Source organism: Shinella zoogloeoides, assembly GCF_022682305.1.
Taxonomy (GTDB): Bacteria; Pseudomonadota; Alphaproteobacteria; order Rhizobiales; family Rhizobiaceae; genus Shinella; species Shinella zoogloeoides_B.
Genome location: NZ_CP093528.1, coordinates 2,872,492 through 2,892,253, shown reverse-complemented (window position 1 = coordinate 2,892,253; position 19,762 = coordinate 2,872,492). Strand labels below are relative to the sequence as shown.

22 protein-coding genes are annotated in these 19,762 nt (G+C 65.2%); 10 read left to right on the top strand and 12 right to left on the bottom strand.

Annotation, left to right across the window (positions count from 1 at the left end; all coding sequences use genetic code 11):
• Nucleotides 1-13: 13 nt before the first annotated feature.
• Nucleotides 14-1,867, bottom strand: coding sequence for a M3 family oligoendopeptidase (locus MOE34_RS14435; protein WP_242217903.1), 1,854 nt, complete (start codon nucleotides 1,865-1,867; stop codon nucleotides 14-16).
• 165 nt (nucleotides 1,868-2,032) lie between these two features.
• Between MOE34_RS14435 and MOE34_RS14430 the strand changes: the two genes are divergently transcribed.
• Nucleotides 2,033-3,562, top strand: a complete 1,530-nt coding sequence (locus MOE34_RS14430) for a sigma-54-dependent transcriptional regulator (RefSeq protein ID WP_242217901.1) — start codon at nucleotides 2,033-2,035, stop codon at nucleotides 3,560-3,562.
• A gap of 174 nt (nucleotides 3,563-3,736) precedes the next feature.
• Nucleotides 3,737-5,533: a DUF882 domain-containing protein gene (locus tag MOE34_RS14425; RefSeq protein ID WP_431522384.1), complete on the top strand. Its 1,797-nt coding sequence runs from the start codon at nucleotides 3,737-3,739 to the stop codon at nucleotides 5,531-5,533.
• 72 nt (nucleotides 5,534-5,605) lie between these two features.
• Here the strand turns inward: MOE34_RS14425 and MOE34_RS14420 are convergent, their stop codons facing one another.
• The 3 genes from MOE34_RS14420 to MOE34_RS14410 form a co-directional block, all read right to left on the bottom strand.
• On the bottom strand, nucleotides 5,606-5,872 hold the full coding sequence (locus MOE34_RS14420; RefSeq protein ID WP_160785259.1) for a DUF2312 domain-containing protein: 267 nt from the start codon (nucleotides 5,870-5,872) through the stop codon (nucleotides 5,606-5,608).
• 112 nt (nucleotides 5,873-5,984) lie between these two features.
• Nucleotides 5,985-6,290 carry a DUF1244 domain-containing protein gene (locus MOE34_RS14415; protein WP_242217899.1) on the bottom strand — a complete coding sequence of 102 codons (306 nt, stop codon included), beginning with the start codon at nucleotides 6,288-6,290 and terminating at the stop codon, nucleotides 5,985-5,987.
• 10 nt (nucleotides 6,291-6,300) lie between these two features.
• Nucleotides 6,301-7,089 (bottom strand): N-formylglutamate amidohydrolase, encoded by a 789-nt coding sequence (locus MOE34_RS14410; RefSeq protein WP_242217897.1) that lies wholly within the window; start codon nucleotides 7,087-7,089, stop codon nucleotides 6,301-6,303.
• A 164-nt stretch (nucleotides 7,090-7,253) separates the two neighbouring features.
• On the opposite strand from MOE34_RS14410, the gene MOE34_RS14405 reads away from it, so the two are divergent.
• Together MOE34_RS14405 and pyk are read left to right on the top strand one after the other, a co-directional pair.
• Nucleotides 7,254-7,760 (top strand): DUF1036 domain-containing protein, encoded by a 507-nt coding sequence (locus MOE34_RS14405; protein ID WP_242224028.1) that lies wholly within the window; start codon nucleotides 7,254-7,256, stop codon nucleotides 7,758-7,760.
• A complete protein-coding gene (pyk, locus tag MOE34_RS14400; protein ID WP_242217895.1) occupies nucleotides 7,760-9,199 on the top strand; it encodes a pyruvate kinase in 1,440 nt (479 codons plus the stop codon). Before MOE34_RS14405 ends, pyk begins: the two co-directional genes overlap by 1 nt.
• Nucleotides 9,200-9,208: 9 nt before the next feature.
• Here the strand turns inward: pyk and MOE34_RS14395 are convergent, their stop codons facing one another.
• The 6 genes from MOE34_RS14395 to MOE34_RS14370 form a co-directional block, all read right to left on the bottom strand.
• Nucleotides 9,209-10,213, bottom strand: coding sequence for an alpha/beta fold hydrolase (locus tag MOE34_RS14395; protein WP_242217893.1), 1,005 nt, complete (start codon nucleotides 10,211-10,213; stop codon nucleotides 9,209-9,211).
• A gap of 75 nt (nucleotides 10,214-10,288) precedes the next feature.
• Complete coding sequence (locus tag MOE34_RS14390; RefSeq protein WP_242224027.1) at nucleotides 10,289-10,891, bottom strand: tetratricopeptide repeat protein; 603 nt, start codon at nucleotides 10,889-10,891, stop codon at nucleotides 10,289-10,291.
• An 82-nt stretch (nucleotides 10,892-10,973) separates the two neighbouring features.
• Nucleotides 10,974-11,099, bottom strand: coding sequence for a type B 50S ribosomal protein L36 (gene ykgO / locus MOE34_RS14385; protein WP_119256688.1), 126 nt, complete (start codon nucleotides 11,097-11,099; stop codon nucleotides 10,974-10,976).
• Nucleotides 11,100-11,247: 148 nt separating this feature from the next.
• Nucleotides 11,248-12,306 carry a 5-(carboxyamino)imidazole ribonucleotide synthase gene (locus MOE34_RS14380; protein WP_242217891.1) on the bottom strand — a complete coding sequence of 353 codons (1,059 nt, stop codon included), beginning with the start codon at nucleotides 12,304-12,306 and terminating at the stop codon, nucleotides 11,248-11,250.
• The gene (gene purE, locus MOE34_RS14375; protein WP_160785349.1) at nucleotides 12,303-12,770 is read right to left on the bottom strand and encodes a 5-(carboxyamino)imidazole ribonucleotide mutase; all 468 of its coding nucleotides are present in this window, start codon (nucleotides 12,768-12,770) and stop codon (nucleotides 12,303-12,305) included. The genes MOE34_RS14380 and purE overlap by 4 nt, the downstream gene beginning before the upstream one ends.
• 50 nt (nucleotides 12,771-12,820) lie before the next feature.
• The gene (locus tag MOE34_RS14370; protein ID WP_242217889.1) at nucleotides 12,821-13,024 is read right to left on the bottom strand and encodes a YdcH family protein; all 204 of its coding nucleotides are present in this window, start codon (nucleotides 13,022-13,024) and stop codon (nucleotides 12,821-12,823) included.
• Nucleotides 13,025-13,240: 216 nt separating this feature from the next.
• Here MOE34_RS14370 and MOE34_RS14365 point away from each other — a divergent pair, with 216 nt between their 5' ends.
• A complete protein-coding gene (locus MOE34_RS14365) occupies nucleotides 13,241-13,414 on the top strand; it encodes a YdcH family protein (RefSeq protein WP_160785268.1) in 174 nt (57 codons plus the stop codon).
• A 192-nt stretch (nucleotides 13,415-13,606) separates the two neighbouring features.
• On the opposite strand, the gene MOE34_RS14360 is transcribed toward MOE34_RS14365, so the two are convergent.
• Both MOE34_RS14360 and MOE34_RS14355 read right to left on the bottom strand, forming a co-directional pair.
• Nucleotides 13,607-13,867, bottom strand: coding sequence for an ArsR/SmtB family transcription factor (locus MOE34_RS14360; protein ID WP_242217887.1), 261 nt, complete (start codon nucleotides 13,865-13,867; stop codon nucleotides 13,607-13,609).
• Between the two features lie 61 nt (nucleotides 13,868-13,928).
• Entirely contained in the window at nucleotides 13,929-14,699 is a 771-nt protein-coding gene (locus MOE34_RS14355) for a sulfite exporter TauE/SafE family protein (protein WP_242217885.1), read from the bottom strand.
• Nucleotides 14,700-14,803: 104 nt separating this feature from the next.
• Between MOE34_RS14355 and MOE34_RS14350 the strand changes: the two genes are divergently transcribed.
• The 5 genes from MOE34_RS14350 to MOE34_RS14330 all read left to right on the top strand — a co-directional run bounded on the left by MOE34_RS14350 (nucleotide 14,804) and on the right by MOE34_RS14330 (nucleotide 19,751).
• Nucleotides 14,804-15,457 carry a thiamine phosphate synthase gene (locus MOE34_RS14350; RefSeq protein WP_242217883.1) on the top strand — a complete coding sequence of 218 codons (654 nt, stop codon included), beginning with the start codon at nucleotides 14,804-14,806 and terminating at the stop codon, nucleotides 15,455-15,457.
• A 50-nt stretch (nucleotides 15,458-15,507) separates the two neighbouring features.
• Complete coding sequence (locus MOE34_RS14345) at nucleotides 15,508-16,605, top strand: tetratricopeptide repeat protein (protein WP_431522444.1); 1,098 nt, start codon at nucleotides 15,508-15,510, stop codon at nucleotides 16,603-16,605.
• Nucleotides 16,606-16,785: 180 nt separating this feature from the next.
• The gene (locus tag MOE34_RS14340; RefSeq protein WP_242217879.1) at nucleotides 16,786-17,586 is read left to right on the top strand and encodes an inositol monophosphatase family protein; all 801 of its coding nucleotides are present in this window, start codon (nucleotides 16,786-16,788) and stop codon (nucleotides 17,584-17,586) included.
• Nucleotides 17,587-17,652: 66 nt separating this feature from the next.
• Nucleotides 17,653-18,717 (top strand): MotA/TolQ/ExbB proton channel family protein, encoded by a 1,065-nt coding sequence (locus MOE34_RS14335; protein WP_242217877.1) that lies wholly within the window; start codon nucleotides 17,653-17,655, stop codon nucleotides 18,715-18,717.
• 2 nt (nucleotides 18,718-18,719) lie between these two features.
• Entirely contained in the window at nucleotides 18,720-19,751 is a 1,032-nt protein-coding gene (locus MOE34_RS14330; RefSeq protein WP_242217876.1) for a peptidoglycan -binding protein, read from the top strand.
• Nucleotides 19,752-19,762: the final 11 nt, after the last annotated feature.

Here is a 19,762-nt window from a genome sequence, read left to right as displayed (position 1 = left end):
CTTCCGGCTTCTTTTAAGATGACGCCTTATCGAGCGCTTCCAGTTCGTCGATCAGCCCCTCGATCATCGACAGTCCCTTGCTCCAGAACGACGGATCGCTCGCATCGAGGCCGAAGGGCTTGAGGAGTTCGGTGTGATGCTTGGTGCCGCCGGCCCTGAGCAGATCGAAATACTTTGCCTGGAAGCCGGTCTCGGCCTGCTGGTAGACGGCATAGAGCGAGTTCACCAGGCAGTCGCCGAAGGCATAGGCATAGACGTAGAAGGGCGAGTGGATGAAGTGGGGGATATAGGCCCAGTAGGTCTCGTAGCCCTCGGAGATGCGGATCGCCGGGCCGAGGCTTTCGCCCTGCACGGAGAGCCAGAGTTCGCCGATCTGGTCGCTGGTGAGTTCGCCTTCCTTGCGCGCGGTGTGCACCTTGCGCTCGAATTCGTAAAAGGCGATCTGGCGCACGACCGTGTTGATCATGTCCTCCACCTTCTGGGCGAGCATGGCCTTGCGCTCACGCTTGTCCTTCGTCTTGTCGAGCAGGCTGCGGAAGGTCAGCATCTCGCCGAAGACGGAGGCGGTCTCGGCGAGCGTCAGCGGGGTCGAGGCCATCAATGCGCCCTGGCCGCCGGCCAGAACCTGATGCACGCCATGGCCAAGCTCGTGGGCGAGCGTCATCACGTCGCGCGGCTTGCCCATGTAGTTGACGAGAACGTAAGGGTGCGCGGAGGGCACGGTCGGATGGGCGAAGGCGCCGGGGGCCTTGCCGGGACGCACCGGCGCGTCGATCCAGCCCTTGTCGAAGAAGTCCTTGGCGATGGCCGCCATTTCCGGCGCGAAGGCGCTGTAGGCGGAGAGCACCGTTTCGCGCGCCTCGCTCCACGGAATGGTCGCGTCGGGTGTCTCGGGAAGGGGCGCATTGCGGTCCCAGTAATCCATCTGCTCCATTCCGAGCCACTTTGCTTTCATCGTATAATAGCGATGGGAGAGGCGCGGATACGCTTCGCGCACGGCTTCCGCCAGCGCCGCGACGACTTCCGGCTCGACGCGGTTGGCGAGGTGCCGGCTGTCGGCGATGTCCTCGAAGCCGCGCCAGCGGTCGGAGATTTCCTTGTCCTTGGCGAGCGTGTTGGTGATCAGCGTGAAGGTGCGGATGTTGTCCTTGAAGGTCTTCGCCAGCGCTTCTGCCGCCTTGCGGCGCGCCTCGCCGTCCGGCGACTGGAGCTGATTGAGGGCGATTTCCAGCGGCAGTTCCTCGCCGTCGATCGTGTAGCGGAGCGAGGCCATCGTCTCGTCGAAGAGGCGGTTCCAGGCAGCCGCGCCCGTCATCGACTTTTCGAGGAAGAGCTGTTCGGTCTTGTCGTCGAGCTGGTAGGGCTTGTCCTTGCGCAGGTCCTCGATCCACGGGCGATAGTGTGCGGCAAGCGCGTCGTTCGTCAGCGCCGCCTCGATGCGTTCGTCTTCTATCCTATTGAGTTCAAGGGAGAAAAACAGGAGATGCGCGCCGAGGTCGGTGAGCTTGGCCTGCGCGTCGCCATAGAACTTACCGTTCGCCGGCTCGGTCGTGTTGGTGAAATAGGTGAGGCCCGCAAAGGAGATAAGGCGGCCCATCACGTCTTCCAGCGCCTCGAATTCGCGCACGGCCGCGCCGATGCCCTCGTCGCCAGTCTTCTCGGTGGCGGCGTCGAGCTTGCCCTTCCACTTCGCCTCGAAGGCGAGCGAATCCGTTGCGGCCTTCTGCATGTCGGCCTTGAATTCAGGCGAGGCCGGCGAGGGGTAGAGGTCGGTGAGGTTCCAGCCGGGCAGGTCGCCCAATCCGGCGGTAGCTGCGGCCTCTGCCGGTGCGAAGTCGATCCGGGGGGCAAGGAAAGTGCGGGTCATCGATATCTCTCTTCCTGATGGGCAGGTCGGGTTCATTGCTTGCGTCGGCGTTGGTTAAAATGCAAGCCTTTCTCAAAACGGCATGTTCAACCCTTTCTGCCATGGTCCGCTGGTATTCAGTCCCCAAGGGCGTGCATGACGCGCGCCTTCGGCAAGGAGGTTCCAGTGACGGCCCATATTCTTGTCATCGATGACGATCCTGTCCAGCGCAGGCTTCTGAAGAACATGATCGAGCGCTTCGGTCATGTCGCCCATATGGCCGAGAACGGCCGCGCCGGTCTCGACCTGCTCGATCGCAAGGGCGGCCTGATCAACGTGATCCTGCTCGACCTGATGATGCCGGAAATGAACGGCTCGGCCTTCCTCGACGCGCTCGCTGAGCGGGAGAACACCATTCCCGTCATCGTGCAGACCGGACAGGGCGGCATCGAGACGGTCGTGATGGCGATGCGCGCCGGGGCCTTCGATTTCGTCGTGAAGCCTGTTTCGCCGGAGCGCCTGAATGTCGCGGTCGGCAATGCGCTGAAGATGGACCAGCGCGAGGGCCGCGGCCGGAGCGGGCGGCGGGGCCGTTCGGAGGCCGTGCATTTCGACGATATCGTTTCGGCCAGTTCCGAGATGCTGCGCGTCATCGAGCTTGGCCGTCGCGCCGCGCAGTCGAACATTCCCGTCGTGCTGGAAGGCGAGTCGGGCGTCGGCAAGGAAATGGTCGCCCGCGCCATCCAGGCGGCGAGCGAGCGGGCGAACAAGCCCTTCGTCACTGTCAATTGCGGGGCGATCCCGCATAATCTCGTCGAAAGCATTCTCTTCGGCCACGAGAAGGGCGCCTTCACCGGCGCGACGGAGCGCCATACCGGCAAGTTCATGGAGGCCGACGGCGGCACGCTGTTCCTCGACGAGATCGGCGACCTGCCGCTCGAGGTGCAGGTGAAGCTGCTGCGCGCCGTGCAGCAGGGCGAGATCGAGACGATCGGCGCGCGCTTCCCGCAGAAGGTCAATGTCCGCCTCATCTCGGCGACGAACCGCGACCTCATCACCGAGGTGCGCGAGGGGCGCTTCCGCGAAGACCTCTACTACCGCCTCAACGTCTTCCCGATCACCATCCCGGCGCTGCGCCGGCGCAAGGAGGATATCCCGGTCCTGGTGCGCGCCTTCGTGCAGCGCTTTGCCGGGGAGCAGAAGCTTGCCCGCCCGCTCGGCGTCTCGGCGGGGGCCATGGCGCTGCTGACGGCCTATGACTGGCCGGGCAATATCCGCCAGCTCGAAAACGCCATCTTCCGCGCGGTCGTGCTTTCCGAAGGGGCCGAGTTGACGGCCGCCGACTTCCCGCAGATCGCCGCGCAGGTGCCGGGCTACGGGCTGGCCGAGGGCGGGGCCGCGACGTGGGAAGCGGCAAGCGTGCGCCTGCCGGATCCGACCGCCGATACCCGCCTGCCGAGCGTCTATCCGGACTTCCGTCCGGCCGAATCAGCCGAGGCTGCCTCGCCCGAGAACGCCATTTCCAGTGTCGACAAGGGCGGCCATGTGCGCAAACTCGCCGATGTGGAAGAGGAATTGATCCGTTTCGCCCTGAAATTCTACCATGGCCAGATGAGCCAGGTTGCCCGCAAATTGGGCATCGGACGCTCGACTCTCTATCGGAAATTGAAGGACTACGGCATCGATCCGGACGATCCGATGAAGGAAGCTGCGTAAAAACCCCTGAAATCCCGGCCACTTGGGATTTCTCGATTGCCGTTTATTCCCTGTTAGTGGATTGTTCACTATAACGGGGGTGCGACAAAGAGTGTGGCCGATTTGCCATGCTCTTACCGCAATTGGCAGTCATCTGGGCAACGGACGCTCGTTGTCCTTTGGACGGGGAAAGAGTTGGCAAATTTGTTCGCATCGATGAAGCGTCAGGGGGCCTCCCTGAGCGGCCTCTGCAAGACAGTGCTGCATAAGCTGCCGAAGGCGTTGACCACGGCCGTGCTTTCCGCCGCCCTGATCCTGCCCGCTTCCATCCCCGCGACGGTTCAGGCCGAGAGCGGCAACCGCACGCTCAAGCTCTATTTCATCCACACCAAGGAAAAGGCCGAGATCACCTTCAAGCGCAACGGGCGCTACGATCAGCGCGGCCTCAAGCAGCTCAACACGTTCCTGCGCGACTGGCGCCGCAACGAACCCACGAAGATGGACCCGCGCCTCTTCGACCTCGTCTGGGAAGTCTACCAGAAGGTCGGCGGCAAGGGGTACATCAACGTCGTTTCCGCCTATCGCTCGCCGGCGACGAACGGCATGCTGCGCTCGCGCTCCAAGGGCGTCGCCAAGAAGAGCCAGCACATGCTCGGCAAGGCGATGGACTTCTACATTCCGGGCGTCAAGCTCGCGAACCTGCGCGCCACGGCCATGAAATTTCAGGTCGGCGGCGTCGGCTTCTATCCCACATCCGGCTCGCCCTTCGTCCATCTCGACGTTGGCAGCGTGCGCGCATGGCCGCGCATGAGCCGCCAGGAACTCGTCAGCCTCTTCCCCGACGGCAAGACCATGCACGTGCCGGCCGACGGCAAGCCGCTGCCGGGCTACCAGCAGGCCGTGGCAGACTACAAGCGCCGCGTCGGCGCGGACACGATCGAAGTTGCCGGCGGCGGCTCCAGCCCCAAGGCGTCCAAGCGCAAGGGCGGTTTCCTCGCCGCGCTCTTCGGCGGCGGCGGCGACGAGGATGAAGAACCCGAAATGATCGCCAGCACCGCGACCATCGCGGACGAATTCGATGCCAGCAATCCCGGCGGCTCCAAGGCGAAGATCGTTGAGGACGTGCAGCCGGCCGTCACGGCGGCCGAGACGGAGGTCGCCTTCAACGCGCCCGTCCCGGGGAACCGCCCGGCCTTCAAGTCCGCCGAGGCGACGAGCGAGCTTGCCCTTGTCGCGCCGACGACCAGCGGCGCCGTCGCGGCGCTGGAAGCGGCGACGGCTGAGGAGCGGAAGCCCGAATTCGAGGACCTTGCCGCCTACAAGGTTCCGGTTCCCATGATGCTGGGCGCCCGCACGCAGGCTGGCGACGCGCAGCCGGCAGAGACCATGACGGCGGAAGCCGCAGCCGAGGACGGCGTGGAGCTGGCCATGGTTCCGGTGCCGGGCCTGCGCCCACAGGTCGAACTGGACAAGTCGCAGACGGCGCTGATGGCGGCCGCGGAAGCGCAGGTCGCCCTGCCGTCTACCGCCGACCGGTCCGGCCTTGCCGCGCTTGCCGACCCCGTGGCCGATCCGGCGACGGACCAGTCGGACGGCACGCCGGTCGAGATGGCCGCGCTGCTTCCGGCTGGCGGCACCCGCTCGCTTTCCGGTGCGGACGCTTTCGACGCGAAGACGGTCGAGGAAACGCCCGCGAAGGGCGGTCGCCCGAAGAAGAAGGATGCCGATGCCGCCAGCCGCGGCGCGATCCGCACCGAACCGAAGGCGACGCAGAAGATCCTGTCGCAATGGGCGCTCGCCCAGGATAGCGTCTCGTCCAACGCCAAGCCGGTCAAGGCCCCGCGCTTTGTCAGCCGCACGCTGCGCGCCGCGCCGACGACCGTCTACATGGCCGGCTTCCAGTCCGAGGGCAAGTCGATCGACGCAGGCCGGTTCAGCGGCACGGCGGTCAACTTCATGGAAGTGCGCAAGTTCGAGAGCGCCGGCAACTGACTGGCCGACCAGTTCCAACAAAAAACCCGCCGGAGCGATCCGGCGGGTTTTTTGTTGGAACTGGTCGAAGGCTTATTCGGCGTCCGGCGGCAGCTCGATCATGCCGAGGGCCTGCAGGTAGGTGTCGAGGATTGCTTCCTGCTCCATGCGCTCGTCCTTGTCCTGCTTGCGGATCTGGATGACCTTGCGCAGGATCTTGGTGTCGAAGCCGGTTCCCTTGGCTTCGCCATAGACGTCCTTGATGTCGTCGGCGATGGTCTTCTTTTCTTCCTCGAGGCGTTCGATCCGCTCGATGAACGCGCGAAGCTGGTCGCGTGCTACGCCGTGGGCATCCGACATGGTCTTCTCCTTGGATGGCTGGAAATTCGAAAGGTGCCGTGACTTGCCGCGAACTTCCGGCAAGATCAAGGCCTGTCGCGCGTTCGTTCAGGATTTTCGCGCGCCGGCGGCGTCATTCCTTCGGGCGGTTGACCTCGAAGGCGGCAAGTTGCGCATCGCTCGCCTCGCGCTGGTGCAGGGTGCGCCATTCCTCGTAGGGCATGCCGTAGACGATCTCGCGGGAGGCATCCTTGTCGAGCGGGACACCGGCCTCGTTGGCCGCCTCGCGATACCAGTTCGACAGGCAGTTGCGGCAGAAGCCGGCAAGGTTCATCAGGTCGATGTTCTGCACGTCGCTGCGTTCGCGAAGGTGCCTGACGAGGCGCCGGAAGGCGGCGGCCTCGAATTCGGTCTGCTGGTCTTTCGTCAGTTCGGTCATCGTTTCGGTCTCAGTACGGTCCGGTGCGGGAAGGGTGTATCTCGTATGTGTGCAGGGCCTCGTCCGCATTCAACCGGGCGAAGATCGGCGCCAGCCGGTCGGCCCAGCGGGCAATCCCGTCCGCATCGCCGATCTCGTCCTGGCGGATCTCGATGAGTGCATGGGCGATACCCGGCTTCATGCAATGATGGAAGAGGGTGTCGCCGCGCAGCGCCCCGTCATAAGGCTCGTTGTCGCCCACCACCACGTCGCCGGGCGATTCCAGTTCGGCAAGCAGCGGGCGCACGGCGCGCGGATCGCTGTCCCACAGCACCGTCACGTGCCAGGGGCGGGGAACGCCTTTCCAGGCCGGCGTGTAGGAATGCATGGAGATGACGAGCGGAGCCTTGCCGGTCCGTTCCTCAACCGCACGGATCGTGCGGGACACGGCATCGTGATAGGGGCGGTGGAAGGCTTCCAGCCGGTATTGCCATTCTTCCGGCGTGATCGGATGATTGCCTGGAATGATCGCGCCGTCGGAAATGCGCATGACGAGCGTCGGGTCGTCCTCGCCCCGGTTGGGATCGATGAGGAGGCGGGAAAAGCGGCTCATGACCACCGGTGCGTTCAGCCGGGCATTGAGGCCGCGCACCACGCCTTCCACGCCGATATCGTAGGCGATGTGGCGCTCGAAGGCGCTTTCCGGCAGGCCGAGGCGGCCGTAGCGTTCGGGCAGGAGGTTCGTTGCGTGGTCCGCGAGAATGACAAGCCCCAGGCTTGTGTCGCCGTCGATGATCTCGAAAGGAGGATGGTCCTGCATGCTTTTGCCGATTGTACGCCGCGCCCCGCAAGTGATCGCATGGGGCGATCCGCCCCGCAACCCGCAATGCTTGGCGTTCGGGAAAGATTCCTTCTCTTTTCATGACAATGTAATCGATTAGAGCCGCGTTGACATTCATGCCCCGCCGTCGCAAGAAAGCGCATATTCAAATCAACGGAGTTCCATTGGAAGCCGTGAGAGCCAAGACCCATCGCCCGTTTTTCTCGAAAGCCGGCGGCCTTTTCCAGGCCGGCCTCTTCCTCGTCGCGGGTTTTCTCGCCTTTTCCGTCGCGGATGAGGCGAGGGCCGATTTCCGCGTCTGCAACGGCACGCAGAACCTCGTCGGCGTCGCCATCGGCTACCGCGCCAAGGAAGGCTGGGTGACCGAGGGCTGGTGGCAGGTGCCGGCCACGACCTGCGCCACGCTGATCGAGGGCGAATTGCAGTCGCGCTACTACTATCTCTATGCCGAGGACGCCGCCCGCGGCGGCCGCTGGACCGGCGACGTCAACATGTGCGTCGCCGAGAACGAGTTCAAGATCACCGGCGTCGAGGACTGCTTCGCACGCGGTTTCCAGCGCATGGGCTTCAAGGAATATGACACGGGGCGGCAGGGAAGCTGGATGGTGCAGCTCTCCGATACGCCAGGGACGCAGGAGAGCCAGAACTGATGAGACGGAACAGAAAAGTCAAAATCCTCGCCACGCTCGGACCGGCATCGTCTGACGAGCAGATGATCCAGAAGCTGCACGAGGCGGGAGCAGACCTGTTCCGCATCAATATGAGCCACGCCAGCCATGACGTGATGCGCACGCTGATCAGCCGCATCCGCGCCGTGGAAGCCCGCTGCGGCCGCCCGATCGGCATCCTCGCCGACCTCCAGGGGCCGAAGCTGCGCGTCGGCAAGTTCGCCAACGGCTCGGAGGAACTGAAGCCCGGCCAGACCTTCACTCTCGACAACAAGGATGTGCCCGGCGACAACACCCGCGTGTTCCTGCCGCATCCGGAAATCCTCGAAGCGGTCAAGCCCGGCCATCGCCTGCTGATCGACGACGGCAAGCTGCATCTGCGCGCCGAGTCGTCCGACGGCAAGTCCATCGTCTGCACGGTCGTCTCCGGCACCAAGATCTCCGACCGCAAGGGCGTGAGCCTGCCCGACACGCTGCTCGGCGTGGGCGCGCTGACGGAGAAGGACCGTATCGACCTCGACGCCGTTCTGGCGACCGGCAGCGTCGACTGGGTGGCGCTCTCGTTCATCCAGCGTCCGGAAGACCTTGCCGAAGTGCGCAAGGTCGCGCGCGGCCGCGTCGGCCTGATGTCGAAGATCGAGAAGCCGCAGGCCATCGAGCGCATCGACGAGATCATCGAGCTTTCCGACGCCCTCATGGTCGCCCGTGGCGACCTTGGCGTGGAAATGCCGCTGGAAGCCGTTCCCGGCCTGCAGAAGCAGCTCATCCGCGCCTGCCGCCGCGCCGGCAAGCCGGTCGTCGTCGCCACGCAGATGCTGGAATCGATGATCTCCGCGCCGGTGCCGACCCGCGCCGAAGTCTCCGACGTCGCGACCGCCGTCTTCGAAGGCGCGGATGCCGTGATGCTGTCGGCCGAATCCGCTTCCGGCGATTACCCGGTCGAGGCGGTCTCCACCATGGCGTCCATCGCCAGCAAGGTCGAGCGCGACCCGCATTATCCGGGCATCATCTACGCCCAGCGCTCGACGCCGGAAGCGACCGGCGCGGACGCCATCTCGCTCGCCGCGCGCCAGATCGCCGAGACGCTGAAGCTGTCGGCTATCGTCTGTTACACCTCGTCGGGCACGACGGGCCTGCGCACCGCGCGCGAGCGGCCGGATACGCCGGTCCTGGCGCTGTCGCCGGTCATCGAGACCGCGCGCCGTCTGTCGGTGGTCTGGGGCCTGCACTGCGTCGTCACGGGCGACGCTGAAGACCTCGACGACATGGTCAACCGCGCCTGCCGCATCGTGGTTGCCGAAGAATTCGGCAAGCCGGGTGACCGCATCATCATCTCGGCCGGCGTGCCGCTGCGCACGCCCGGCGCGACGAACATGCTGCGCATTGCCTATATCGCCGCCGACGGCGTCAGCGGCGTCTGACAGCGCCTTCTATATGTGATCCTTCGCAAGGCGGGCCTCGGCCCGCCTTGCCGATTCCTGGAGGTCGCGATCCCGGCCGGCGATCTTCTCCAGCGCCTCTATGGCAAGATCGGTGACGACGTAATCCGGCTTGTGGCCGAGATTGCGGATCCACACGAGTTCCGACCCGGCAATATCGCGCGCCAGTCCGCGCGAATGAATTTCCTCATAGACGATGCCGTCCGTATCGCCGGTAACGATGACTGTCGGCGTGCGGATCTCGGCGTAGCGCGGCTGTATGCGGCGGACATGATCGAGCAGGCTCGCCACGTCGATTGCATTGTTGCGGAAGGTTTTCGGGCGCAGCACGAGGGCGGGGGCCGTCGCCGCGATATAGTCGTCAGGGCAAGGATTGGGGGAGAAGACGGACCGGGTGCCGCCCTCGATGCGCAGGAGGCCGGCGGGCATGGCCACGATATGGCTGAAGAGCCAGCCGATCACCGGCAGCTTCGCGAGATCGTAGTACCAGTCGATGCCGCCCGGCCAGGGATGTGTGGCGGGGGCGAGGAAGAGAAGCCCCGCCGTCTTTTCCGGGTGCTCCAGCGCAAAGCTCGCGGCGATGGCGCCGCCGAAGGAGTGGCCGACGATGATGGCCCTGCCGATGCCGCGCCTGTCCATCAGCCGCGCGATGGCGTGCGCCTGGCCATCGGGAAACGCATTCTCCGGCCCGCCACGCTCGGAATATCCGTGGCCGGGGCGGTCGAGGAAGAGGAGATCGGCGCGACCTTCGAGCCTGTTGCGGAAGGCATGCATCTGGTCGCGAAGGTTGCCGCTCGCGCCGTGGATGAAAACGACGGGCGGCAGGTCCGCCGTCGTGCCGGCCGGCACGAACACGCTGTTCATGCGCAGGCCGCCGATGTCGATCGGTTCGCCGACATTCGGGAACTGCCGCTCGAGCGCCCGTGTTCTCCATGCCGAGAAGGCAAAGCCGGCGACGAGGAGGACGAGGGGCGTGGCGAGAAGGGCTGTCAGCATGGGCGGGGGGAAGAGGCTGGGAGCGATCCGGTTGGCTTCTGATAGCCGATCCGGGCCATTCGCGCCACCTCGCGGTCAGGTGCGCTGGCCGGTCAGCTTTTCCGCGAGGTCGCCGAGTTCCTTCTGCGCGTCCCGCTCGGCGGGATAGAGGTCGAGAACCTTTTCCAGCGCCCGCAACGCCAGTTCGTCGCGCCCGGTCTGCGCCATGATTGCCGCCATGCCGGTGAGCGCGCCGAAATGGCGTGGCTCGATCTTGAGCACCTGATTTATGTCGGACATGGACTTGCGGTAGTTACCGGCCTTGAAGTGCAGGGTCGCGCGGCGGTTCCAGCCCTCGATGTAGTCAGGTTTCAGGCGAATCGCCTCGTCGAGGAAATCGAGCGCGGCGGCGTTGTTCTCCTCGGAGATCGCCTTGTCGGCCCACTGGATCAGGAGGTTGATCGTGGCGCTGCCCGATTCCTGCCATTCGCGGCGAATCTGGTCGGCGATGTTTCTGGCCTTGTCGGGGTCGCCTTCATGCTTCAACTCGCCGAAGAGCGTATCGAGTCGCTGGGCGGGCGTGGTGAAGGCGCTGGACGGGGCGTCGAGCGAGGCCTTGTCCGCCGTCTGCGCAAGCGCGCCGGTGAGGGAGAGGGAAAGGCAGAGAGCGGTAAGCATGAAAAAGCGCATGGCGGTTATGGTAAACCGCCATGCGCCAACTTCAAATCATTATTTGTCGATCATCGCTTTCCGCAGGGCGGAAAGGCGACCGCGACGCTTATCAGCCCTGACGGGCCTTGAAGCGCGGGTTCTGCTTGTTGATGATGTAGACACGGCCCTTGCGGCGAACAAGGCGGTTCTCGCGATGACGAGCCTTGAGCGACTTGAGCGAATTCTTGATCTTCATTTTTCTGATCCGCGTATTTCGGGGCGACTCGAGTTCGCCGGATTTCCTCAATCAAAAACGCGCCATTTCGGGCGCGCTTTCGGGTTGGCAGGCATGTAACCCGGGACATTTCCGCTGTCAACCGTGGAAGCCGGTTTTCCAGCCTCCCTCAGTCGAGAATCTGGGTGATATGCCCCATTTTACGGCCGGGGCGGGCTTCCGTCTTGCCGTAGAGGTGGACGAGCACGCCGGGTTTTTCGAGCCAGGCGGGCACGTCGTCGATGTCGTCGCCGATCAGATTCTGCATCACGCAGTCCGAATGGCGGCGCGGATCGCCCAGCATATGGCCGGCGACGGCGCGGATATGCTGCTCGAACTGCGAGATGACGCAGGCCGCCTCCGTCCAGTGGCCGGAATTGTGCACGCGGGGCGCGATCTCGTTGGCGACCAGCCCGCCGTCCGGCAGGACGAAGAACTCGACGCCGATCACGCCGACATAATCGAGGCTGTCGAGAATCGCGCGCGCCGCCTTGCGGGCCTGGTCCGCCGTCGTTTCGCTGACGCGGGCGGGCAGGGTGGAGGTGTGCAGGATGCCGTTGCGGTGGACGTTCTCCGCCGGATCATAGCAGGCGATCGTGCCGTCGTGGTCGCGCGCCGCGATGATCGAGACTTCCCGCTCGAAGGGCACGAGGCTTTCGAGGATCAGCGGCACGCCCCCCAGGGCTTCAAAGGCGCCCTCGCGGTTCTCGGCGGGCGAGCGGAACAGGCGCTGGCCTTTGCCGTCATAGCCGAGGCGGCGGGTCTTGAGGACACCGACGCCGCCGAAGGCGTCGAGCGCAGCCTGGAGGTCGGCCTGGCTGTCGACAGCGGCGAAATCGGCGGTGAGGATGCCGCAGTCGCGGATGAAGCTCTTTTCGACCAGCCGGTCCTGCGAGACTTCCAGTGCGCGCGGCGGGGGGAAGACCGGCACGGAGGCCGCCAGCTTCTCGGCGGCGGTGACGGGCACGTTTTCGAATTCGTAGGTCACGACATCCGAGAGGCGGGCAAGCTCGGCAAGCGCATCCGGGTCGTCATAGGGCGCGACGATCTGGGCGTTGGCGACCTGCGCGGCCGGGCAATCGGGCTGCGGCTCCAGGATGACGGTGCGCAGGTTGAGCCGCGCGGCGGCCATGGCCAGCATGCGGCCGAGCTGACCGCCGCCGATGATGCCGATCGTGCGTACGCTCATAGCGGGCCGTCCACGGGATATTCGGCGACGGCGTTCGACTGGTTCTCGCGCCATTCGTCGAGGCGGTGGGCAAGCTCCGGGTCGCTGAGGGCCAGCACGGCGGCGGCGAGCAGCGCGGCGTTGACCGCGCCGGCCTTGCCGATGGCGAGCGTGCCGACGGGAATGCCGGCCGGCATCTGCACGATGGAGAGCAGGCTGTCCTGGCCGGAAAGGGCCTTGGACTGCACCGGGACGCCGAAGACCGGAAGAGGGGTCATGGCGGCGGCCATGCCGGGCAGGTGGGCCGCGCCGCCGGCGCCGGCGACGATCACCTTGAAGCCTTCCGCCTTCGCGCCGCGCGCGAAGCTGTAGAGCCGGTCGGGCGTGCGGTGCGCCGAAATGATGCGGGCCTCGTAATCGACGCCGAGCGCATCGAGCGTGTCGGCGGCGTTCTTCATCGTCTCCCAGTCGGACTGGCTTCCCATGATGATGGCGACGGGGGGCGTTTCTGTCGTGTCCAAGGCGTCTCGTCCGTTCAGGCGATGATGTCGGGGATGATCTGGTCTTCCAGCTTGGAAATCTTGTCCTTCAGGATCAGTTTCTTCTTCTTCATGCGCTGGATCCTGAGGGCTTCGCACCCGGTCTGGATCATGGCGTTGATCGCGGCGTCGTAGTCTTCGTGCTCCTGGCGGAGCCGTGCCGCGGCAAGCCGCAATTCAGCCTGTTCCTGGTCTGCCATGCTGTTCGTTCCCCGTCCTCGCGGGCGCGGTCGGTCCCCCTCGCGCGCCTTCTGTGAAGGCTGCTCCTACCACGAAACCCCTGGTAACGGGAAGTTATCCCTCGCCACGTTTTCGCCTTCGACAAATGAAAAATGACATGGCACACTGACTTTGTTGCAACCTGGATCATCCGGCACGCAAGTGACCGGGTGCAAGCAAAAGGAAGGAACTGTCACATGACGATTGAGGCCCATCTGGCTACGCTCGAAAAGAAGCACGTCGCTCTGGAAGAAGAGCTGCATGCCGCGGTGAACCGCCCCTCGGCTGAGGATCAGACGATTGCGGAGATCAAGCGTCGCAAGCTGCGCATCAAGGATGAGATCGAGCGCCTTCGCTCTTCTTCTCACTGAAAAGACAGGGGTTTTTCCAAAGTTATCAGAAGGAGGCATGTCGCGGAACAGATGGTCTGTATGGGAGGACCTGGGTCGGAACCCATTTCGCGAAACCGCTTCCGAAATACGAAATCATAGATGTCGTGACGCCCTGGCCCGCTCGAAAGACGCGCCGGGGCGTTCTGTTTCAAAACGGGACGAGTGCGGTGCTCAGGACCAGAACTGGTCGAGCCAGAGATTGAGCCGGTCGAAGCCCCGCGCGTTGATGGTGTAGATGCGCCTCGTGCCCTCGGCCTTCACGCTGACGAGGTTGGAATCGAGCAGGGCCTTGAGGTGCTGCGATACCGCCGGGCGGCTGATCGGCAGGCCCTCGGACAGTTCGTTGACCGTGCGCGGGGCGCGGCGCAGCTCTTCCAGCAGGAACCTGCGGTTCGGGTCGGCGATCGCGGAGAAGGGGTCCGGCTGGGTCATGGCCGGAGGCTATGGCAAAGCAGCAGGTGCGGCAAGTATTTTGTGCGCTGCGAAGAGCCGCTCAGAAGAAGGAGCGCGCGCCGTCGTAGACAAGGTTTAGGCCGGCGATGAAGGCCATGGCATACATGAAGGGATAGAACACATCCGGCTTCATGCGCTTGACGACGAAACCGCCCAAGGCCGTGGCGGCTATGGCGAGGGGAATGAGCGTGGCGGAGATGGTGAGATTCTCCGTGCCGAACTGTCCGAGCGCGAAATAGGGGCCGAGCTTCAGGAAGTTGAGGATGGCGAAGAAGCGTACGGCGGCGCCCGTATAGTCGCGCGGCGGCAGCTTCAGCGGCAGGCCGTAGACCTGGAAGGGCGCGCCGCCGGCATGGGCGACGAAGCTGCCATAGCCGGAAAGCGTGCCGAGAAAGGCGGCGGGTACGAGTCGGTGCGGTTTCGCATGGATGACGTGGCCGTGGCGCATGCGCCAGCTATTGTAGAAATAGCGGGCGGCGAAGAGCACGGTGATCACCCCGATGATGAGGCGGAGCGCATCGCGCGGCACATAGGCCGAGGTCGCCCAGCCGACGGCAAGGCCGAGAAGGGCACCCGGCAGCAGCATCTTGAGAAGCGTCCGGTCGTTGTGCCGGCGCCAGATCCAGAGCGAGACGCAGTCCATGACGACGAGGATCGGCAGCAGGATGGCGGCGGCCTGCACCGGCGGCACGGCGATGGCGAGCAGCGGCACGCCCATGAGCGCGAGCGCCTCGCCCATGCCACCCTTGGTGAGGCCGACGAGGATGACCGCGGGAACGGCGGCGTAGTAGATGGCGGGGTCGATGGACATGGAAGGCGATTGATCCTGTTCGTCCTTCCGTCTATCCGCTTTGATCTGTTATGACGAGACCGGCCGCCGCAATCGGCGGCCGCAACGCAAGGGAAGTCCCATTCATGTCCAATGTCGAAAGCCGCTGCCGTCTCGTGCTGATCCTTCCCGAGGGCGAGGACCTTGCCGCGCGGGCGGCGATGCTGGAGGGGGCCTTGAAGGGCGGTGACGTCGCCTCGGTCATCCTGCCGCAATACGGGCTGGACGACGGGCAGTTCCAGAAACATGCCGAGACGCTGGTCGCGCTCGTGCAGAAGGCTGGCGCGGCGGCGCTGGTGGCCGGCGATACACGTGTGGCGGGCCGGGCGAAGGCCGACGGCATCCATGTGACGGGCGGCGTCGAGGAGCTTGGCGAGGCGGTGGAGAAATTCACGCCGAAGCTCATCGTCGGCGGCGGTAACGCGACGGACAGGCACAAGGCGCTGGAGATCGGCGAAGTGCAGCCGGACTATATCTTCTTCGGCAAGATCGGCGGTGACATCAAGCCGGAGGCGCATCCGAAGAATCTGGCGCTCGCGGAATGGTGGGCCTCGATGGTCGAGATTCCCTGCATCGTGCTCGGCGGCACGGACCCGCAGTCGGCGCTGGCCGTGGCCGAGACCGGCGCGGAATTCGTGGCGCTCGACAAGGCGGTTTTCGCCGATCCCGCGCAGGCCCCGCATGTGGTCGCGGCCGTCAATGCTCTGCTTGACGAAAAAGCGCCACGGTTTGAGGAATAGTAGGGTTCATGATCAGGGCCGTTCTTTCGCAAGCTAGCCGTATCGCGCCGATGGCGCTTCTCGCCGCGGGCGTTCTCGTGGCCGCGCCCGCCTTGGCGGAAACGGCGAAGAAGGGCCCTTCCGTCACGGCCGGCGACCAGGTCGAGCAGAAGGACGCGCCCGAGGACAAGGCGGCGTCAACGGTCCGGACGACGGAGACGGGCAAGGACAAGCCTGGGGAGAAACCGGAAGACGGGCCATCGACGGGCCTGACGGTCCTCGACCGCATGGGGGCGGATCTTCCGGCCCTTCCGGCGGAAAAGCCCTTCACCGGCAAGGTCGACGAGGCCTATGGCGCATTCCAGCGCGGACGTTATCTCACGGCGATGGAACTCGCCCTGCCGCGCGCCCAGCTCGGCGACCCGGCGGCGCAGACGCTCGTTGCCGAAATCCTCGACCGCGGCCTCGGCGTCAAGCGCAACCGCGACCAGGCGATGTTCTGGTACGAGCAGGCGGCCAATGGCGGCGATCCGACCGGCATGTTCAAATACGCCGTCCTCCTGATGGAGCGCTCCCGCTCGAAGGACGACCGCAAGAAGGCCGACGAGCTGATGAAGAAATCGGCCGAACTCGGCAATCCCTCGGCGCAGTTCAACTATGCGCAGGTTCTGGTGTCGGACAATCCCGGCGAGAAGGGGCTGCGCGAGGCGCTGCCCTATTACGAGAAATCCGCCGAGCAGGGCATCGCGGATGCGCAGTACGCGCTGTCGCAGATCTACGAGAACCTGAAGGATCTGCCGGAGGAGAAGAAGAAGCGCGCCCGCGAATGGCTGCTGCGCGCGGCCCGGGCCGGCTACGACACCGCCCAGCTCGACCTCGGCATGTGGCTGGTGAACGGCACGGCCGGCGAGCGCGACTTCGATGCCGGCTTCAAATGGCTGAAGCGAGCGGCGGACGGCGGCAACCCGGTCGCCCAGAGCAAGCTCGCCCAGCTCTATATCCACGCCATCGGCACCAAGCCCGATCCGGTCGAGGCGGCGAAGTGGTTCGTGCTGGCGCGCCGCGCCGGGCTGAACGACCCCTCGCTGGAGGACTTCTATCTCGGCCTCAACGACGAGCAGCAGAAGGCGGCGATCACGGCGGCGAACAAGTACCGTTCGGGGTCCTGACGCTCCCGCATTTACCCTGTTGCGCGATAGGATGGCCTGCTTTGCATCCCTTGCAGGGGCAGAAGGCTTGAAACTTCGGGGGATTTGTGGTCTTGAGGCCGCATATTCCGGTCCCGGCGCGTTTTCGCGCCGCGGCTTCTGCCGTCCCGAGCGCCGGACATTCCCGAAGGACAAGGTTGCATGGCTCGTTCAGCTCTTCTCAACGTCATGGTTCAGGCCGCTTTCAAGGCCGGCAAGTCGCTCGCGCGCGATTTCGGCGAAGTGCAGAACCTGCAGGTCTCGCTGAAGGGGCCGGGCGACTACGTCTCGCAGGCCGACCGCAAGGCGGAAAAGATCATCCGCGAGGAGCTGATGAAGGCCCGCCCGACCTACGGCTTCCTCGGCGAGGAATCCGAGGAGATCGCCGGCACGGACGGCGCGCACCGCTGGATCGTCGATCCGCTCGACGGCACGACCAACTTCCTGCACGGCATTCCGTGCTTCGCGGTCTCCATCGCACTGGAGCGCAATGGCGAGATCGTCGCGGGCGTCGTGCTGAACCCGGCGACGGACGAGCTTTTCACCGCCGAGCGCGGCGGCGGGGCCTTCCTCAACGACCGCCGCCTGCGCGTGGCGGCCCGCAAGAACCTCTCGGATGCCGTCATCGGCTGCGGCATGCCGCATCTCGGCCGCGGCAACCACGGCAAGTACCTGATCGAACTGCGCCACGCGATGGGCGAAGTCGCCGGCATGCGCCGCCTCGGCGCGGCCGCGCTCGACCTTGCCTATGTCGCCGCCGGCCGCTTCGACGGCTTCTGGGAGCGCGACCTGGCCGAATGGGACATGGCGGCGGGTATCCTCCTGATTCGCGAAGCCGGCGGCTATGTCAGCGATCTGGACGGCGGCACGGCGATGTTCGACACCGGCACGATCGTCGCCGGCAACGAATATATCCACAAGGCGCTGCGCGAAGTGCTGCACCGCCCGGTGCCGACGCGCTAAGCCCTTCAACTCGTCGCAATCTTCCTCTAGTCTCCCCCCCGATCGAGGAAGCGGAGATGCGACTACATGGCTAAGCTGGCGCTGTCGGGCCGGGGAGGCTCGGCCGAGACCGAGGACTACCCGCACAAACTCTCAAGCCCCATGGCGTTCTTCTGGACGATGGTGATCTTCCTCATCATCGTCGGCTTCGTGGCCGCCATCCTCTTCCGTCAGGCGCAGACGGCCTTCCTTTCCAATCCCGGCCTCAACGGCCTCATCCTCGGCGTGCTCCTGATCGGCATCCTGCTGGTCTTCAACCATGTGCTGGCGCTGCGGCCGGAAGTGCGCTGGTTCAACTCGTTCCGCGCGGCCGGGAGCGCCGAGAAGGTCGGGCGCGACCCGGTCCTGCTCGCGCCGATGCGCTCGCTGATCGGCCGCCGCCATTCGGTGGCGCTCTCCACGACGGCGCTCCGCTCGATTCTTGATTCCATCGCGACCCGCCTCGACGAATCCCGTGATACATCGCGCTACCTGATCGGCCTTCTCGTCTTCCTCGGCCTTCTCGGCACCTTCTGGGGCCTTCTCGGCACCATCGGTTCGATCAGCCAGGTCATCCAGTCGCTGGATGCCGGCGGCGGCACGGCGAACGATATCCTCAATGCCCTGAAGGAAGGGCTTTCCGCGCCGCTGACCGGCATGGGAACGGCCTTCTCCACATCGCTATTCGGCCTTTCCTCCTCGCTTATCCTCGGCTTCCTCGACCTGCAGGCGGGGCGCGCGCAGAACCGTTTCTATACCGAGCTGGAAAACTGGCTCTCCTCGGTCACGGATGTCGGGCCGGAACTCCAGCCGGCCGCCGACGCGACCGGTGCGTCCTCCGCCGATGTGCAGGCGCTTGCCGAGCAGATCCTGCTGCTCGCGCAGGAAAGCGGCGGCAGCAACCGCTCCACCGCCGCGATGGCGAGCCTTGCCGAGGGCATTCAGGGTCTCGTGAAGAACATGCGCAGCGAGCAGCAGATGCTGCGCGACTGGATCGAGGCGCAGCAGGAGGAGGCGAAGGCCCTGCGGCGCACGCTCGACCGGCTCGCCGCGCGCAGCGGCGAAAAGGCCGATCGCGCCGCCGAGAAAGCCCACACGACCGGGGGCGAATAATCATGGCGCTCGCGCGAAACCGGCGCAGCCAGCGCACCGTCGATTACTGGCCGGGCTTCGTCGACGCGCTGTCGACGCTGCTGCTCGCCATCATGTTCCTGCTGACCGTCTTCGTGCTGGCGCAGTTCTTCCTCAGCCGCGAGATTTCCGGCAAGGACGATGTGCTCAACAGGCTGACGAGCCAGATCAACGAGCTGACGCAACTGCTGGCGCTGGAAAAGAGCGGCAAGCAGGATCTGGAGGATGCGCTCGCCAATCTTCAGGCCTCGCTCGCCCAGTCGGAAAGCGACCGGACGCGGCTTCAGCAATTGCTCGACAGCGGCGCGGGCGCGTCGGATACGGCCAATGCCCGGGTCGTCACGCTCGAGGGCGAACTCGATTCGGAAAAGCAGGTGAGCGCGCGGGCGATGAGCCAGATCGAGCTGCTCAACCAGCAGATCGCCGCGCTGCGCAGCCAGATCGCGGCCGTGGAAGAGGCCTTGCAGGCGTCCGAGGCGAAGGACCAGTCCTCGCAGGCCAAGATCGCCGATCTCGGCCGCCGGCTCAATGTGGCGCTTGCGCAGCGCGTGCAGGAACTCAACCGCTACCGCTCCGATTTCTTCGGACGCCTGCGTGAAATCCTCTCCGACCGGGAGAATATCCGCATCGTCGGCGATCGCTTCGTCTTCCAGTCGGAAGTGCTGTTCCCCTCGGGCGGCAGCGACCTCAACGAGGCCGGGCAGGCGGAGATGGGCAAGCTCGCGACGGCGCTGCTCGATCTCGCAAAGGAGATTCCCTCCGAGATCAATTGGGTGCTGCGCGTCGACGGCCATACGGACAATGTGCCGCTTTCCGGCACGGGCCGCTACCGCGATAACTGGGAACTTTCCTCGGCGCGCGCGACCTCGGTGGTGAAGTTCCTCATCTCCAGGGGTGTTCCGGCCAACCGGCTGGTTGCCGCCGGCTTCGGTGAATTCCAGCCGATTGCCGAGGGAGACGACGACAAGGCGCGCTCCACCAACCGCCGCATCGAGCTGAAATTGACCGAGAAGTAATCGGCGCCGAC